A 16,423-nucleotide genomic window follows, 5' to 3' on the forward strand; every position below is an offset into this window, starting at 1 on the left:
AAATACATCACCATTTGGGGAGTATATGCAGTATTGGGGAAAAATTATCGGCGTTGCGTTCGCTTTACTGATGGGCGCGGGCTTCTGGGGCATCGTTCTGGGGCTGCTTATCGGCCATATGTTTGATAAAGCAAGAAGTCGTAAGATGGCCTGGTTCGCCAACCAGCGTGAACGCCAGGCGCTTTTTTTTGCGACCACGTTCGAGGTTATGGGGCATCTGACCAAATCGAAAGGGCGGGTGACCGAGGCTGACATCCACATCGCCAGCCAGTTTATGGATCGTATGAACCTGCACGGTGATTCCCGGGCGGCGGCGCAACACGCCTTTCGTACCGGCAAGGCGGATAACTATCCTCTGCGCGAAAAAATGCGTCAGTTCCGCAGCATCTGCTTCGGACGCTTCGACTTAATTCGGATGTTTCTGGAGATTCAAATCCAGGCGGCGTTTGCCGACGGATCGCTCCACCCGAACGAACGTGAGGTGCTCTACGTCATTGCGGAAGAGCTGGGCATCTCCCGTACCCAGTTCGATCAGTTCCTGCGCATGATGCAGGGCGGGGCGCAGTTTGGTGGCGGCTATCAGCAACAGCAGGCGGGCGGTGGCGGCTGGCAGCAGGCGCAGCGCGGGCCAACCCTGGAGGATGCCTGTAACGTGCTGGGCGTGAAGCCGACCGATGAGCCAACGACCATCAAGCGTGCCTACCGTAAGCTGATGAGCGAGCATCATCCGGATAAGCTGGTGGCGAAAGGGTTACCGCCAGAGATGATGGAGATGGCAAAGCAAAAAGCGCAGGAAATTCAGAAAGCGTACGAGCTCATTAAAGAGCAGAAGGGCTTTAAGTAAGGTGGTATGCCCGGCGAGCGTTGCGCTGCCGGGCAATCGGTCAGAAGTCCGCCGGTGCCTTAAAGGTCATCGGCGTGCCATATTCCGGATGGGTGATGGTGAGCATCTCAGCGTGCAGCTGCAGACGCGGCGCCATGGACAGAGCCTCTGGTGTGGCATAAAAGCGATCCCCCAGAATCGGATGGCCCAGCGCCAGCATATGCACGCGCAGCTGGTGCGAGCGGCCGGTAATCGGTTTTAGCCGCACGCGGGCGCTGTTATCCGCTGCGTACTCCAGCACTTCATATTCGGTTTGTGCCGCCTTGCCGGTTTCATAGCAGACCTTCTGCTTCGGGCGATTCGGCCAGTCGCAGATAAGTGGCAGGTCAACCAGTCCTTCAGACGGCTGCGGATGGCCCCAGACGCGCGCAAGGTACTGCTTCTTCGGCTCACGCTCACGAAACTGACGCTTCAGCTCGCGTTCTGCCGCCTTGGTCAGCGCCACCACAATCACACCGCTGGTCGCCATGTCCAGACGGTGGACCGACTCCGCCTGCGGATAATCGCGCTGAACGCGCGTCATCACGCTGTCTTTGTGCTCATCCAGTCTGCCGGGCACGGACAACAAGCCGCTCGGCTTGTTGACCACCATAATGTGCTCATCCTGATACAGGATGACCAGCCATGGATCCTGTGGCGGATTGTAGGGTTCCATCAACATGTTTCGCTCCGCTTACTGATGCGTCACAACGATAAGGCGCAGCGCATCCAGACGCCATCCCGCCTGATTAAGGCTCTCAAGCACCTGCTGACGATTGGTTTCAATCGCCGCCAGTTCGTCGTCACGAATATTCGGATTAACCGCACGCAGCGCCTCCAGACGTGACAGCTCTGCCGACAGTTTTTCATCCGCTTCGCTACGCGCTGCTTCAATCAGGGCACGCGCCGCCTTCTCGATCTGAGGTTCACCCTGCTGCAGAATGGTATACACGTCCTGCTGCACCGCGTTAACCAGCTTGCTGCCGGTATGGCGATTCACCGCGCTCAGCTGACGGTTAAAGCTTTCAAACTCGACCTGTGCCGCCAGGTTGGTGCCGTTCTTATCCAACAGCAGACGCACGGGTGTTGCCGGCAGGAAGCGGTTGAGCTGGAGCTGTTTCGGCGCCTGGGCTTCAACCACGTAGATCAGCTCCAGCAGCAGGGTGCCGACCGGCAGCGCCTTGTTCTTCAGCAGTGAAATGGTGCTGCTGCCGGTGTCACCGGAGAGGATCAGATCCAGACCGTTGCGGATCAGCGGATGTTCCCAGGTAATGAACTGCGCATCTTCGCGGGAGAGGGCGACATCACGCTCAAAGGTGATGGTGCAGCCATCTTCCGGCAGGCCCGGGAAGTCCGGCACCAGCATATGGTCAGACGGGGTCAGCACAATCATGTTCTCGCCGCGGTCGTCCTGGTTGATACCGACGATATCAAACAGGTTCATGGCGAAGCTAATCAGGCTGGTATCGTCATCCTGCTCTTCAATGCTCTCTGCCAGCCGCTGGGCCTTCTCGCCGCCGTTAGAGTGGATCTCCAGCAGACGGTCGCGGCCCTGCTCCAGCTGCGCTTTCAGGGCTTCATGCTGTTCACGGCTGGCTTTGATCAGATCGTCGAAACCGTCGGTGTTTTCCGGAGAGGCGAGATAGCCTGTTAACTCGCTGTGCACGCTGTCGTAAATGGTACGGCCGGTCGGGCAGGTGTGCTCAAACGCATCCAGCCCTTCATGGAACCAGCGCACCAGTACGGACTGAGCGGTTTTTTCCAGGTACGGGACGTGGATCTGAATGTCATGCGCCTGGCCGATACGATCCAGACGGCCGATACGCTGCTCCAGCAGATCCGGGTTGAACGGTAAATCGAACATGACCAGACGGCTGGCGAACTGGAAGTTACGCCCTTCGGAGCCGATTTCAGAGCAGAGCAGCACCTGCGCGCCGCTGTCCTCTTCGGAGAACCATGCCGCCGCGCGGTCGCGTTCGATAATGGACATGCCTTCGTGGAACACCGCCGCGCGAATACCTTCCCGCTCGCGCAGCACCTGCTCAAGCTGAAGCGCGGTCGTGGCTTTGGCGCAGATCACCAGCACCTTCTGGGAACGGTTGGCGGTCAGGTAGCCCATCAGCCACTCCACGCGCGGGTCGAAGTTCCACCAGGTGCCGCTATCGCCTTCAAACTCCTGATAAATCTGTTCCGGATAGAGCATATCCCTGGCGCGCTCTTCCGCGGTTTTGCGTGCCCCCATGATGCCGGAGACCTTGATGGCCGTCTGGTACTGGGTTGGCAGCGGCAGACGGATCGTGTGCAGTTCGCGTTTCGGGAAACCTTTCACCCCATTACGGGTGTTACGGAACAGGACGCGGCTGGTGCCGTGCCTATCCATCAGCATGGAGACCAGCTCCTGGCGAGCGGCATCGGCGCCGTCACGATCGCTGTTGGCGGTCTGCAGCAGCGGCTCGATATCCTGTTCGCCAATCAGCTCGCTCAGGGTGTTCAGCTCCTCGTCGGAGAGGTGCTTGCCTGCCAGCAGCAGGGCCACGGCGTCCGCCACCGGGCGGTAATTTTTCTGCTCTTCGACAAAAAGGTCAAAATCATGGAAACGGTTTGGATCCAGCAGGCGCAGACGCGCAAAATGGCTCTCCAGACCCAGCTGTTCCGGGGTGGCGGTCAGCAGCAGCACGCCGGGCACGCGCTCGGCCAGCTGCTCAATGGCCATATATTCGCGGCTCGGGGCATCGAGGTTCCACACCAGATGGTGCGCTTCATCCACCACCATGATGTCCCATTCGGCATCGCACAGGTGCTCAAGACGCTGCTTGCTGCGGCGAACGAAGTCCAGGGAGCAGATCACCAGCTGTTCGGTTTCGAACGGGTTATCGGCGTCGTGCTGGGCCTCGGCGTAGCGCTCGTCGTCAAACAGGGAGAAACGCAGGTTGAAGCGACGCAGCATCTCTACCAGCCACTGGTGCTGCAGGGTTTCAGGCACCACAATCAGCACGCGCTCGGCAGCGCCGGAGAGCAGCTGCTGGTGCAAAATCATGCCCGCTTCGATGGTTTTACCTAAACCGACCTCATCCGCCAGCAGGACGCGCGGCGCATGGCGACGGCCCACGTCATGGGCAATGTTCAACTGATGGGGGATCAGGCTGGTGCGCTGGCCGCGCAGGCCGCTCCACGGCATGCGGTACTGCTCGCTCTGGAACTTACGCGCGCGGTAGCGCAGCGAGAAGCGATCCATGCGGTCAATCTGACCGGCGAACAGGCGATCCTGAGGTTTGCTGAACACCAGCTTGCTGTCGAGCAGCACTTCGCGCAGCATGACACCCGTCTCGTCGGTATCCAGGCGGGTTCCGATATAGGCGAGCAGTCCATTCTCTTCTTTTACGTCTTCAATCTTCAGCTGCCAGCCTTCATGGCTGGTAACGGTGTCGCCCGGGTTGAACATCACGCGGGTCACAGGGGAATCATTGCGAGCATACAGACGGTTTTCACCGGTGGCGGGGAAAAGGAGAGTCACCATACGCGCATCCAGCGCCACGACAGTTCCTAACCCAAGTTCGCTTTCTGTGTCGCTGATCCAGCGTTGACCAAGTGTAAAAGGCATATTTGTTCGGCTCTAATCTTTAATTGCAGGCAATAGTTCAACCACCGTCCAGAAATGGCGGTAATCGAATAATGGGTCCGGGAATGGAAAGGGCGCTATGGTACTGGATGGCAGCGATTTCGTCACCTGTCAAAAAAGCCCCAACTGACCTGTCATCAGTGTAGCAAAGTCGTCGTCCATGAACGGTAAAATTCCCTCCGCGACGGGCTGTAGCTGGCGCGTAAGGTAGTGGTCATAGTCAAGGGGGGAGCGCTGATAATCCACAGGCTCCGGGCCGCTGGTGGTCCAGACGTACTTGATGGTGCCGCGATTCTGGTACTGCGGCGCGCGCCCAAGCCGAACGTTCTCTTCATCGGCAAGCCGCGCGGCACGAACGTGGGGAGGCACGTTGCGCTGATACTCCGCCAGGGGGCGGCGCAGGCGCTTGCGGTAGACCAGTTGCGCATCCAGTTCACCCGCCATCAGGCTGGCGATGGTCTCGCGCACAAAATCCTGATAGGGCTCGCGACGGAATATTTTCAGATAAAGCTCCTGCTGGAAACGCTGCGCCAGCGGGGTCCAGTCGGTACGCACGGTTTCCAGCCCTTTGAACACCATCCGCTGCTTGTCCCCCTCCTGGATAAGCCCGGCGTAGCGTTTCTTACTGCCCTGATCGGTTCCCCGGATGGTGGGCATTAAAAAGCGGCAGAAGTGGGTCTCATACTCCAGCTCCAGGGCGCTGGTTAAACCCGCTTCTTGCAGGTGGGTTCGCCACCAGCTGTTGACGTATTCCACCAGAGACTGACCAATAGCTGCCGCTTCCGCTTCGCCGTGTGCGCCCTTAAGCCAGACGAAGGTGGAGTCGGTATCGCCATAAATCACGTCATAGCCCCGGGATTCCACCAGCACTTTGGTCTGGCGCATGATCTCGTGGCCGCGCATGGTAATCGACGAGGCCAGACGCGGATCGAAGAAGCGGCAGGCGCTGGTACCGAGTACGCCGTAAAAGGCATTCATGATGATCTTCAGGGCCTGGGAGAGCGGTTTATTGCCGTGGCGCTTGGCCTCTTCCCGCCCGTACCAGATCTGGCTGACGATCTCCGGCAGGCAGTGTTTTTCCCGGGAGAAACGCGCCCCGAGGAAGCCTTCGGTGCTGTGCTGTTCATCCGGCTGGGCGAGGCCTTCCACCAGCCCAACCGGATCGATCAGGAAGGTGCGAATGATAGACGGGTAAAGGCTTTTATAATCCAGCACCAGCACCGAGTCATACAGACCGGGCCGGGAGTCCATCACGTAGCCGCCGGGGCTGGCCTGCGGCGGTACATCACCGAGATTCGGGGCTACGTAGCCCGCCCGGTGCATGCGTGGAAAATAGAGATGGCTGAAGGCAGCCACGGAGCCGCCGTGCCGGTCAGCCGCCAGACCATTGACCGTGGCGCGCTCCAGCAGGAACGGCATGATCTCGGTTTTGTGGAAAATGCGCGTGACCAGCTCGCAGTCTTTCAGGTTATAGGTGGCCAGAGCAGGTTTATCTTCCGCGAACCGGCGGTCAATTTCGTCCATCCTGTCCCACGGGTTGTCGATAGATTTGCCCTCGCCGAGCAGCTCCTGCGACACCGACTCCAGCGAAAATGACGAGAAGCTCCAGAACGCGGATTTCAGCGCCTCGATGCCGTCGATAATCAACCGCCCGTTAGCCTGAGCAAAGAAGACGCCGTTTTTAAACCCGTGCTCGCGCCACTCCAGCTCGCTGTTGCCGCGCCCGAGCAGCAGGGGAATGCGGTAGCGCTCGGCATGTTTTTGCAATACCCGCAGATCGAACTGCACCACGTTCCAGCCGATGATGACGTCAGGGTCGTGTTCGGCAAACCAGGCGTTAAGTTTCTCGATCAGCTGCGGGCGGCTGTTGACATATTCCAGCTGAAAATCGAGCCCGGTTGGGTCGCCGTTGGCCGGGCCCAGCATATAAACAACCCGCTGGCCGCACCCCTCAATGCCGATGCAGTAAAGCTCTCCGTGGCGGGTGGTTTCAATATCCACCGACGCCCATTTCAGGGGCGGGCGATAATGTGGATTGGGCTTGAGCCGGGCATCGATCAGCCGGTCGCCCAGGGGCGTACCGTCCACCCACACCGGGGCGGTGATAAAGCGCTCCATCAGAAAGCGTTCCGGGGGGCGAACATCGGCTTCGTAGAGGGTCACGCCCGCCTCGCGCAGCAGTTTCTCATAGCGCATCAGCTGGCGGTGGGCACGGCAGTAGAGGCCGTAAACCGGGCGGCGATGGAAATCTTTTAGCGCAAGGGGGGTCAGCCGCCAGCCGTTTTCACCCTGCAACAGCTGACGGGCTTTTTCGACGTCAGGCTCAGGAATAAACGCGACGGACTCCTGGGCAGGTAGGGTAATGTGCAGCGGACCGTTATCGGTCGCCAGCCAGAAATCCACTTCGGTGCCCTGGGGCGTATCACGCCAGTGCCGGGTGAGTAAAAAGCCTTGTTGCGCCTGCGCCACACCGTTCTCTCATAAAACAAAACCAGGCCTGATTATAGCCTGGTTGCGGGTGGTGTGCTGAGGTTTTATACAGTGGTGTATTTGCCGGATGGCGCTGCGCTTATCCGGTCTGCTGGTTCCGTAGGCCCGGTTAGCGCCGCGCCACCGGGCGGTTTTACTGCCCGTAGTACGCCTTCGCGCCGTGCTTGCGCAGATAATGTTTATCGAGCAGGGTTTGCTGCATATCCGGCAGTTGCGGTGCCAGCTGGCGGCAGAAGATGCCCATATAGGCCACCTCTTCCAGCACAATGGCGTTATGTACCGCGTCTTCGGCATTTTTGCCCCAGGCAAACGGACCGTGAGAGTGAACCAGCACCCCCGGCATCTGGGCGGCGTCAATACCCTGTTTCTCGAAGGTTTCGACAATCACGTTACCGGTTTCCCACTCATACTCGCCGTTGATCTCGGCATCGGTCATCTTGCGGGTGCAGGGGATGGTGCCATAGAAATAGTCGGCGTGGGTGGTGCCGGTCGCCGGGATCGGCTGGCCTGCCTGCGCCCAGATGGTGGCGTGACGTGAGTGGGTATGCACAATACCGCCAATTGTCGGGAAAGCCTGATACAGCAGGCGGTGGGTTGGCGTATCGGAGGAGGGCTTTTTCTTCCCTTCAACCACTTCGCCGGTGGCGAGGCTGACCACCACCATGTCCTCGGCGGTCATCACCCGGTAGTCGACCCCGGAGGGTTTAATCACGAACACGCCTGCTTCGCGGTCGACGGCACTGACGTTGCCCCAGGTCAGGGTAACGAGGTTATGTTCCGGCAGAGCCAGGTTGGCTTCAAGCACCTGACGTTTGAGATCTTCCAGCATGTTTCCTCCAGGAAAAAAGGCCCGCCCTGCGGCAGGCCAAAGGTTCCCCTGTTAACGTTTTGAACCGTAGTAGACTTCGTTCCAGCGCAGCGCATCTTTAAAGGCTGGCAGACGGGTGTCGTTATCAATGACCGTCAGTTCGATGTCGTGCAGTTCAGCGAACTGACGCATGTCGTTGAGATCCAGGGCATGGCTGAAGACGGTGTGGTGCGCGCCGCCCGCCACGATCCAGGCTTCGGAGGCGGTGGCCAGATCCGGCTGTGCTTTCCACAGGGCGTTGGCTACCGGCAGTTTCGGCAGGGCGTGCGGGGTTTCGACGGCGTCAACGCAGTTCACCAGCAGGCGGAAACGATCGCCCAGATCGATCAGGCTGGCGTTAATCGCCGGACCGGTACGGGTGTTGAAGATCAGACGCGCCGGATCGGCTTTGCCGCCAATGCCAAGATGCTGCACGTCGAGGATCGGTTTTTCATCCACGGCGATCGACGGGCAGACTTCCAGCATGTGCGAGCCCAGCACCAGATCGTTGCCGTTCTCGAAGTGGTAGGTGTAATCCTCCATAAAGGAGGTGCCGCCCTGCAGACCGGTCGACATCACTTTCATGATGCGTAGCAGAGCGGCGGTTTTCCAGTCGCCTTCACCGGCAAAGCCATAGCCCTGCTGCATCAGACGTTGTACCGCCAGGCCCGGAAGCTGCTTGAGGCCATGAAGATCTTCAAAGGTGGTGGTGAAGGCATGGAAGCCGCCCTGTTCCAGGAAGCGCTTCATCCCCAGCTCGATACGGGCTGCATCCAGCACGTTCTGGCGTTTATCACCGTTAACCTGTGCCGCCGCCGTCAGGCGGTAGCTGCTTTCATACTCGTCCACCAGCGCATTCACGTCGCCGTCGCTGATTTCATTGACCACCTGCACCAGGTCGCCCACCGCCCAGGTATTGACGGAAAAACCAAACTTAATCTGCGCGGCCACTTTATCGCCGTCAGTTACCGCCACTTCACGCATGTTGTCGCCAAAACGCACCACTTTCAGCTGGCGGGTATCCTGTTTTGATACCGCCTGGCGCATCCAGGAGCCAATCCGCTGGTGGGCCTGTTTGTCCTGCCAGTGGCCGGTTACAACCGCGTGCTGCTGACGCATGCGCGCGCCGATGAAGCCGAACTCGCGGCCGCCGTGCGCGGTCTGGTTCAGGTTCATAAAGTCCATATCGATGCTGTCCCACGGCAGCGCCGCGTTGAACTGGGTATGGAACTGCAGCAGCGGTTTGTTGAGGATGGAAAGACCGTTGATCCACATCTTGGCCGGGGAGAAGGTGTGCAGCCACACCACCAGGCCCGCGCATTTGTCGTCGTAGTTGGCGTCACGGCAGATATGGGTGATTTCATCCGGAGAGGTACCCAGCGGCTTGAGCACCAGCTTGCACGGCAGTTTTGCTTCCGCATTCAGGGCGTTGACCACGTGTTCTGCATGCTGTGTTACCTGGCGCAGGGCTTCCGGCCCGTAAAGATGCTGGCTACCAATCACAAACCACACTTCATAATTATTAAAAATCGTCATTATCGTGTCCTTAATGTGTCAGGGTTGCCGTGGATTCCGGGATGCTCTTAACCGGGGCGGCGACAGGGAGATAGTGCTGCTCAGCGCTCTTCGCCCACTGCTGGTAGCGCTGATAGAGCTGTTCAAAACGTTGCGCCTGCTGCGGGCGCGGTTGCAGGGTGCTTTCTACCTTGCTGGCCATATGCTGTTGCGCCGACGGGATATCCGCATGTACGCCCGCCGCCACCGCGGCGAAGATTGCCGCGCCCAGGGCACAGCATTGATCCGAGGCGACAATCTGCAGCGGACGGTTCAGCACGTCGCAGCAGGCCTGCATGATCACCGGGTTTTTACGGGCGATACCGCCCAAGGCCATCACTTCATTAACGGCGATGCCCTGTTCGGTGAAGCACTCCATAATGGCGCGGGCGCCAAAGGCGGTAGCCGCGACCAGCCCGCCAAACAGCGCCGGGGCGTCGGTGGCGAGGTTAAGATCGGTAATCACCCCTTTCAGGCGCTGGTTGGCATTCGGCGTACGGCGGCCGTTAAACCAGTCCAGAACCACCGGGAGATGATCAAGTGAGGGGTTCTTCGCCCAGGCGTCGGTCAACTGCGGCAGCAGCTGTTTTTTGCTCTCGGCGATCTGGGTTTTCAGTTCCGGGTGAGCGGCGGCCAGTTGATCCAGCGGCCAGCCCAGCACGCGGCCAAACCAGGCGTAGATATCGCCGAAGGCGGACTGACCCGCTTCCAGGCCGATAAAGTCCGGCACCACGCTGCCGTCTACCTGGCCGCAGATGCCTTTCACGGCGCGATCGCCGACGCTGGCTTTATCCGCCGTCAGAATGTCGCAGGTGGAGGTCCCGATCACTTTCACCAGCGTGTTGGGCTGAGCCCCTGCGCCAACCGCGCCCATGTGGCAGTCGAAGGCGCCGCCGGAGATAGCAACGGTCTGCGGCAGACCCAGACGTTCCGCCCACTCGGCGCACAGCGTGCCGACCGGGATATCTGCAGTCCAGGTATCGGTAAACAGGGGGTAATCGAGATTCTGGTTGATGATCGGGTCGAGTTCGTCAAAGAAGGCGGCAGGCGGCAGGCCACCCCAGCTCTCATGCCAGAGGGATTTATGCCCGGCGCTGCAGCGACCGCGACGGATATCCTGCGGGCGGGTAGTGCCGGAGAGCAGGGCCGGAACCCAGTCGCACAGCTCAATCCACGACACAGCCGCTTGCGCCACCTGTGGATCCTGACGGGTCACGTGCAGGATCTTCGCCCAGAACCACTCGCTGGAGTAAATGCCGCCAATGTAGCGGGAGTAGTCGTTTTTGCCCGGCTGATGGCACAAACGGGTGATGGCTTCGGCTTCTTCGACCGCGGTATGGTCTTTCCACAGGACGAACATGGCGTTCGGGTTATCGGCGAACGCCGGCTGCAGCGCCAGAACGTGGCCGTCGGCGTCAATCGGCGCCGGGGTAGAGCCGGTGCTGTCCACGCCAATCCCGACGATCTGAGCGCGCTGCTCTTCGCTTAACTCTGCCAGCACGGTTTTGATTGCCGCTTCCATCGACTCGATATAGTCACGCGGGTGATGGCGAAACTGATTGTTCGGCGCATCGCAATAGCGCCCCTCTTGCCAGCGCGGATACCACTCGACGCTGGTTGCTATCTCCTGACCCGTTGTGCACTCCACTGCCAGGGCACGTACTGAGTCACTGCCAAAATCGAGGCCAATCGCAATTGCCATGGTGTTGCTCCATCAAAAAACAGATATGAATGAACATTAGAGATTGAGGGGGAAAATCGTCAGGCAGGATCCGCTAATCTTATGGATGATTTTGCTGTGACATGAGAAAGTGTGACGCCGTGCAAATAATGGATGTGGACATTTCTGCCGTGGTTATAGACACTTTTGTTACTGCCCACCCGCTCGATGTTACGGATAAATCGCAACGGAAGCGTTATGATGGCGGACATAAAAGCGTGCTGATGCCTTTTCGATCTTTAAGCTCCCCTTTTTTATGCCGCTTTTGATGATATGGACAAATGGTTTCCTTCAGGACTGTCAGGAGTACTGAAAATATGGCTGAAACGCAAAGCGATCCCCTGCTGCCGGGCTACTCGTTTAACGCGCATCTGGTTGCAGGATTGACGCCCATTGAGGCGGAAGGGTATCTCGATTTTTACGTTGACCGACCGCTGGGGATGAAGGGCTATATCCTTAACCTGACCGTGCGCGGAGAGGGGGTCATCAAGAACGGCGATCAAACCTTTGTCTGCCGTCCGGGGGATATTTTGCTCTTTCCACCGGGTGAAATTCACCACTATGGCCGTCACCCCGATGCCCGGGAGTGGTATCACCAGTGGGTCTACTTTCGCCCCCGCGCCTACTGGCAGGAGTGGCTGGCCTGGCCGTCGATGTTTGCCCATACCGGCTTCTATCGCCCGGACGAAGCGCATCAGCCGCAGTTTCGTGAACTCTTTGCCCAGATCATTGAGGCCGGACAGGCCGGGGGGCGCTATGCCGAACTGCTGGCCATCAATCTGCTGGAGCAGCTCCTGTTGCGCCGGATGGAGGCGATCAATGAATCGCTGAATCCGCCGCTGGATCACCGGGTGCGCGAAGCCTGCCAGTACATCAGCGATCATCTGGCGGACAGCCAGTTCGATATCGCCAGCGTCGCCCAGCATGTCTGCCTGTCTCCCTCGCGCCTGTCGCACCTGTTCCGGCAGCAGCTGGGGGTGAGCGTGCTGAGCTGGCGCGAAGATCAGCGCATCAGCCAGGCCAAGCTGTTGCTCAGCACGACCCGCATGCCGATCGCCACCGTCGGGCGTAACGTGGGCTTTGAGGACCAGCTCTACTTTTCACGGGTCTTTAAAAAATGCACCGGTGCCAGCCCGAGCGAATTCCGCGCCGGATGTGAATAGAAGGTAAATAAAACTAAACAAATTCACAGGATCCTGCTCACACCCGGTAAACTATTCAGACAATTGTTGTCTTGACGCAGCAGGTTTCTGTTCGCAGAATCCCTGCTTCGTCACCTGACCGGAACTGTTATGCAGGCATTGCTGGAACATTTTATTACCCAGTCCGTTACCTATTCGCTCATCGCTGTGGCGTTAGTGGCCTTTCTGGAATCGCTGGCGCTGGTCGGGCTGATCCTGCCCGGCACGGTCCTGATGGCCGGGCTCGGCGCGCTGATTGGCAACGGCGAGGTTAACTTCTGGCAGGCGTGGCTGGCGGGGATCGTCGGTTGCCTGCTGGGGGACTGGATCTCATTCTGGCTGGGCTGGCGCTTTAAAAAGCCGCTGCACCGCTGGTCATTCATGAAGAAAAACAAAGCCCTTCTCGACAAAACCGAGCATGCCCTGCATCAACACAGCATGTTCACCATTCTGGTGGGCCGCTTTGTGGGGCCGACGCGTCCGCTGGTGCCGATGGTGGCGGGGATGCTGGATCTGCCGGTCGCCAAATTTATCGTGCCGAACCTGATTGGCTGCCTCTTATGGCCGCCGTTTTACTTCCTGCCGGGCATTCTGGCCGGGGCGGCAATTGATATTCCTGCGGATGCCCAGAGTGGGGGCTTTAAATGGCTGCTGCTGGCGACCGCGCTGCTGCTGTGGCTGGCGGCCTGGCTCTGTTGGCGGCTGTGGCGTAGCGGGAAAGCCTCTGCGGATCGTCTTAGCGCGTACCTGCCGCGAGGCCGCCTGTTCTGGCTGGCCCCCGTTACCCTGGGTATCGCCGTAGTGGCGCTGGTGGCGCTTATCCGCCATCCGCTGATGCCGGTATATGGCGAGATCCTGCTTAAGGTTGTCAGCCGCTGAATGTGTCAGTGGATCCCCAGCAGGCGCGACGCGCTTGCTTTCCCACTCGCCAGCTGTTCCGTATCGCCATCCCAGGCGATACGGCCATCGGCAATCACCACTGACCGTGGGGCGATCCTGAGCGCATCTTCCACGCTGTGCGACACCATCAGCATCGTCAACCGCTGACGCTCGCACACCTCTTTGACCAGCAACAGCATCTCCTGACGTAATGCAGGATCGAGTGCCGAGAAGGGCTCATCCAGCAGCAGGACAGGCTGTTCGCGCACCAGACAGCGCGCAAGCGCGACACGCTGGCGCTGGCCGCCCGAGAGCTCGCCCGGCAGGCGATCCAGCAAATCGTCTATCCCCATCTGAATCGCGATGTCGCGCAGCTTCTGCTGCTGAGCAGCGCTCAGCTTCAGGCCCGGATGCATGCCGAGGCCAATGTTCTGACGCACGGTCAGATGCGTGAAGAGGTTATTTTCCTGGAACAGCATCGACACCGGGCGCTGTGAAGGCGGCGTCCGGGTGTGATCGTGACCGTCGATCGCGATGCTGCCGTTGGCCGGTTGCAGAAAACCGGCAATCAGGTTGAGGAGCGTGCTTTTGCCCGCGCCGCTGGGGCCGAGCACGGCGATAAGTTCCCCCTGGCGCACGGACAAGGTAAAGCGCATCGGCAGGTGCTGATAAAGCCAGGTTACATCAGTCAGTTTTAACATCACGCCCCGGAAGTTTTTCGATAACGGTAAATAACGCAAAGCATAGCAAGAGCAGCAGCAGCGCCGTGACGGCACCGTCCTGGCTGCGGTACGAGCCTATTTGCTGGTAAAGCCAGAACGGCAGAGTGCGAAAATCATCGTTGCCAAACAGCGCCACCACGCCGAAATCGCCAATCGACAGCACGCAGGCAAAGGCAAGGGCCTGGGCCAGCGGGCGTTTCAGGGCGCGCAGCTCCACCACCTTCAGCCGCTGCCAGCCGTGCATCCCCAGGGAGTCGCAGAGCAGGGTATAGCGGGCGCTGAGATCGCGCATCGGGTTTTCCAGCACCTTCAGCGCGTAAGGGATCGCCATCAGGGCGTTGGTAAAGATGACAATGCCATCGGCCGATTCGGGCAGGCCGACGGTGCTGTTGAAGAGCAGAAAAAAGCCGCTCGCCAGCACGATGCCGGGCATTGCCAGGATCAGCATGCCGCTGAGATCCAGCGCCTGTCCGGCGACGATTGCCTGGCGGGCATACAGCTCACGGCTGGTCCACAACAGCATCATGGTCAGCAGGACGCAGAGTAGCCCGGCACCGAGCGCAATGCGCAGCGAGGTGCCCAGCGCCTGCCAGAGTACCGGCTGTTGCAGTACCGACAGCAGGTTGAGATTCAGGCCGTCGACCACTACGGCCAGCAGCGGCGGGAGCAACAGCAGGAGGGCGAGGGTAATAAGCAGGCCATCGGCCAGGCGGCTTTGCAGGCTGTCCTGCGGATCGCGCCAGCCTGCGAGCTGGTTGCTGCCAACGGGGATGGCTTTCCCCAGCCGCTGACTCAGCATCACCAGCCCCAGACAGCAGACCATCTGCACGATGGCAAGCAGTGCCGCGCGGCCCGGATCGTAGTCGTAGCTCAGGGCCTGGTAGATGGCGAGCTCGATGGTGGTAGCCTGCGGCCCGCCGCCGAGTGAGAGCACGGTAGCGAAGCTGGCAAAGCAGAGCATAAAGATCAGCGCCGCAACCGGGGGGATCTGACGGCGCAGCCACGGCCATTCGACGAAGCGGAAAAATGACCAGCCGCGCATCCCGAGTTGGGCCGCAAGCTGGCGCTGCTCGCCGGGGATATTCTCCAGCGCCTGCAGCAGCAGGCGTGTGGCCATCGGCATGTTGAAAAAGACGTGCGCCAGCAGGATCCCCTGCAGGCCATACGGCGAGAAGGTCCACTCCAGCCCGAGTGCGTGGCAAAGTCCGGCCAGCCAGCCCTGACGCCCGTAGACGCTGAGAATGCCAAATATTGCCACCAGCACCGGCAGGATCAGGGTCATGGCGCACAGGCGCAGCAGCGCCTGCCTGCCCGGGAACCGTCGCCGGTAGAGGGCGCGGGCAAGAAACAGGGCGGGCGTAACCGAGAGCAGGGCGGAGAGAAACGCCTGCCAGAAAGAGAAGCGGATAACGTGCCACAGATAGCTGTCGTTCAGCAGCGCCGCGACATCGGTAACGGGGGCGTTAAACCACAGCGCCAGAAAAGCCCCCAGGGCGACGGCCACCATCAGGATGGCGGCCAGCAAACCCGGGAGTAACCAGCCGGCGATTAACGGCTGACGGCGCGTTGCCATTCACTGATCCATGCTGCTCGTTCCCCGGCGACCTCCTGAGGAGTAAATTCCAGCGTGGTTTGCGGTTTCACCAGGGTGTCAAAACCGGCCGGTAACGTTACGTTGGTCACCGGGTACATCCAGTTGCCGGTCGGAATAGCATTCTGGAACGATGGCGAGACCATAAATTTCAGGAACTTCTCGGCCAGTTCCGGCTGTTTGCTGGCTGCGGTACGGGCGGCGACTTCCACCTGCAGATAGTGGCCTTCGGCAAAGTCAGCGGCCGCGTAGTTCTCTTTTTTCTCGGCAATGATGTGGTATGCCGGGGAAGTGGTGTAGCTCAGCACCAGATCGCTCTCGCCTTTCAGGAACAGACCGTAGGCTTCGCTCCAGCCTTTGGTCACGGTGACGGTTTTGGCGGCCAGTTTCTGCCAGGCTTCCGGGGTCTTGTCGCCATATACTTTTTGCATCCACAGCAGCAGGCCCAGCCCCGGCGTGCTGGTGCGCGGATCTTCATAGATCACGCGCCATTTCTGGTCGCTCTCAACCAGCTCTTTCAGGCTTTTCGGCGGGTTTTTCAGCTTGTTTTTGTCATAGACAAAGGCAAAGTAGCCGTAATCGAACGGCACAAAGGTGTCGTTCTTCCAGCCGCCAGGGACGTTAACCGCATCGGTCGCCACGCCGCTTTTGGCGAACAGCCCGGTCTGGGTTGCCGCTTCCAGCAGATTGTTATCCAGACCCAGCACCACGTCGGCTTTACTGTTTTTACCTTCCATACGCAGGCGGTTCAGCAGCGAGACGCCATCTTCCAGCGCCACGAATTTCAGCTCGCATTTACAGTCGGCTTCAAAGGCCTTTTTGACCGCCGGGCCAGGGCCCCAGTCGGCAGCGAATGAGTCGTAGGTGTAGACCGTCAGTACAGGACTGGCAACGGCAGGCAGCGCAACCAGCGCCAGCAGGGGAAGAACAGTTTTGAACACTTTGCACCTCATTGTTT

Annotated in this window: 12 protein-coding genes; 3 read left to right on the plus strand and 9 right to left on the minus strand. The window is 59.6% G+C overall.

Annotation, left to right across the window (positions count from 1 at the left end; genetic code table 11):
* Positions 1-25: 25 nt before the first annotated feature.
* Complete coding sequence (djlA, locus tag NB069_RS03365) at positions 26-844, plus strand: co-chaperone DjlA (protein WP_250587780.1); 819 nt, start codon at positions 26-28, stop codon at positions 842-844.
* 40 nt (positions 845-884) lie between these two features.
* On the opposite strand, the gene rluA is transcribed toward djlA, so the two are convergent.
* The 6 genes from rluA to araB all read right to left on the minus strand — a co-directional run bounded on the left by rluA (position 885) and on the right by araB (position 11,074).
* Positions 885-1,544, minus strand: a complete 660-nt coding sequence (gene rluA, locus NB069_RS03370) for a bifunctional tRNA pseudouridine(32) synthase/23S rRNA pseudouridine(746) synthase RluA (RefSeq protein ID WP_250587781.1) — start codon at positions 1,542-1,544, stop codon at positions 885-887.
* 12 nt (positions 1,545-1,556) lie between these two features.
* Positions 1,557-4,463, minus strand: a complete 2,907-nt coding sequence (rapA, locus tag NB069_RS03375) for an RNA polymerase-associated protein RapA (protein WP_250587782.1) — start codon at positions 4,461-4,463, stop codon at positions 1,557-1,559.
* A gap of 129 nt (positions 4,464-4,592) precedes the next feature.
* Complete coding sequence (gene polB / locus NB069_RS03380; RefSeq protein ID WP_250587783.1) at positions 4,593-6,950, minus strand: DNA polymerase II; 2,358 nt, start codon at positions 6,948-6,950, stop codon at positions 4,593-4,595.
* Between the two features lie 154 nt (positions 6,951-7,104).
* Positions 7,105-7,800, minus strand: a complete 696-nt coding sequence (gene araD / locus NB069_RS03385) for an L-ribulose-5-phosphate 4-epimerase (RefSeq protein ID WP_250587784.1) — start codon at positions 7,798-7,800, stop codon at positions 7,105-7,107.
* 51 nt (positions 7,801-7,851) lie between these two features.
* Complete coding sequence (araA, locus tag NB069_RS03390) at positions 7,852-9,354, minus strand: L-arabinose isomerase (protein ID WP_103823226.1); 1,503 nt, start codon at positions 9,352-9,354, stop codon at positions 7,852-7,854.
* A 10-nt stretch (positions 9,355-9,364) separates the two neighbouring features.
* Complete coding sequence (gene araB / locus NB069_RS03395; protein ID WP_250587785.1) at positions 9,365-11,074, minus strand: ribulokinase; 1,710 nt, start codon at positions 11,072-11,074, stop codon at positions 9,365-9,367.
* Between the two features lie 335 nt (positions 11,075-11,409).
* Between araB and araC the strand changes: the two genes are divergently transcribed.
* Positions 11,410-12,255 carry an arabinose operon transcriptional regulator AraC gene (gene araC, locus NB069_RS03400; protein ID WP_250587786.1) on the plus strand — a complete coding sequence of 282 codons (846 nt, stop codon included), beginning with the start codon at positions 11,410-11,412 and terminating at the stop codon, positions 12,253-12,255.
* A 129-nt stretch (positions 12,256-12,384) separates the two neighbouring features.
* On the plus strand, positions 12,385-13,152 hold the full coding sequence (locus NB069_RS03405) for a DedA family protein (protein ID WP_250587787.1): 768 nt from the start codon (positions 12,385-12,387) through the stop codon (positions 13,150-13,152).
* Between the two features lie 5 nt (positions 13,153-13,157).
* Here NB069_RS03405 and thiQ read toward each other — a convergent pair whose 3' ends face one another.
* The 3 genes from thiQ to thiB are packed head-to-tail and all read right to left on the minus strand — an operon-like array spanning position 13,158 to position 16,406.
* Positions 13,158-13,853, minus strand: coding sequence for a thiamine ABC transporter ATP-binding protein ThiQ (thiQ, locus tag NB069_RS03410; protein WP_250587788.1), 696 nt, complete (start codon positions 13,851-13,853; stop codon positions 13,158-13,160).
* Positions 13,837-15,447 carry a thiamine/thiamine pyrophosphate ABC transporter permease ThiP gene (thiP, locus tag NB069_RS03415; protein WP_250587789.1) on the minus strand — a complete coding sequence of 537 codons (1,611 nt, stop codon included), beginning with the start codon at positions 15,445-15,447 and terminating at the stop codon, positions 13,837-13,839. The genes thiQ and thiP overlap by 17 nt, the downstream gene beginning before the upstream one ends.
* Positions 15,423-16,406, minus strand: coding sequence for a thiamine ABC transporter substrate binding subunit (thiB, locus tag NB069_RS03420; protein ID WP_250587790.1), 984 nt, complete (start codon positions 16,404-16,406; stop codon positions 15,423-15,425). Before thiB ends, thiP begins: the two co-directional genes overlap by 25 nt.
* Positions 16,407-16,423 lie beyond the last annotated feature (17 nt).

This window comes from Leclercia adecarboxylata (genome assembly GCF_023639785.1).
Lineage (GTDB): Bacteria > Pseudomonadota > Gammaproteobacteria > Enterobacterales > Enterobacteriaceae > Enterobacter > Enterobacter adecarboxylatus_D.

Coding starts and splice junctions, on each gene's coding strand:
- thiQ (WP_250587788.1), bottom strand. CDS start 13,853: ATGTTAAAACTGACTGATGTAACCTGGCTTTATCAGCACCTGCCGATG.
- araD (WP_250587784.1), bottom strand. CDS start 7,800: ATGCTGGAAGATCTCAAACGTCAGGTGCTTGAAGCCAACCTGGCTCTG.
- araA (WP_103823226.1), bottom strand. CDS start 9,354: ATGACGATTTTTAATAATTATGAAGTGTGGTTTGTGATTGGTAGCCAG.
- araC (WP_250587786.1), top strand. CDS start 11,410: ATGGCTGAAACGCAAAGCGATCCCCTGCTGCCGGGCTACTCGTTTAAC.
- thiP (WP_250587789.1), bottom strand. CDS start 15,447: ATGGCAACGCGCCGTCAGCCGTTAATCGCCGGCTGGTTACTCCCGGGT.
- NB069_RS03405 (WP_250587787.1), top strand. CDS start 12,385: ATGCAGGCATTGCTGGAACATTTTATTACCCAGTCCGTTACCTATTCG.
- rapA (WP_250587782.1), bottom strand. CDS start 4,463: ATGCCTTTTACACTTGGTCAACGCTGGATCAGCGACACAGAAAGCGAA.
- rluA (WP_250587781.1), bottom strand. CDS start 1,544: ATGTTGATGGAACCCTACAATCCGCCACAGGATCCATGGCTGGTCATC.
- araB (WP_250587785.1), bottom strand. CDS start 11,074: ATGGCAATTGCGATTGGCCTCGATTTTGGCAGTGACTCAGTACGTGCC.
- djlA (WP_250587780.1), top strand. CDS start 26: ATGCAGTATTGGGGAAAAATTATCGGCGTTGCGTTCGCTTTACTGATG.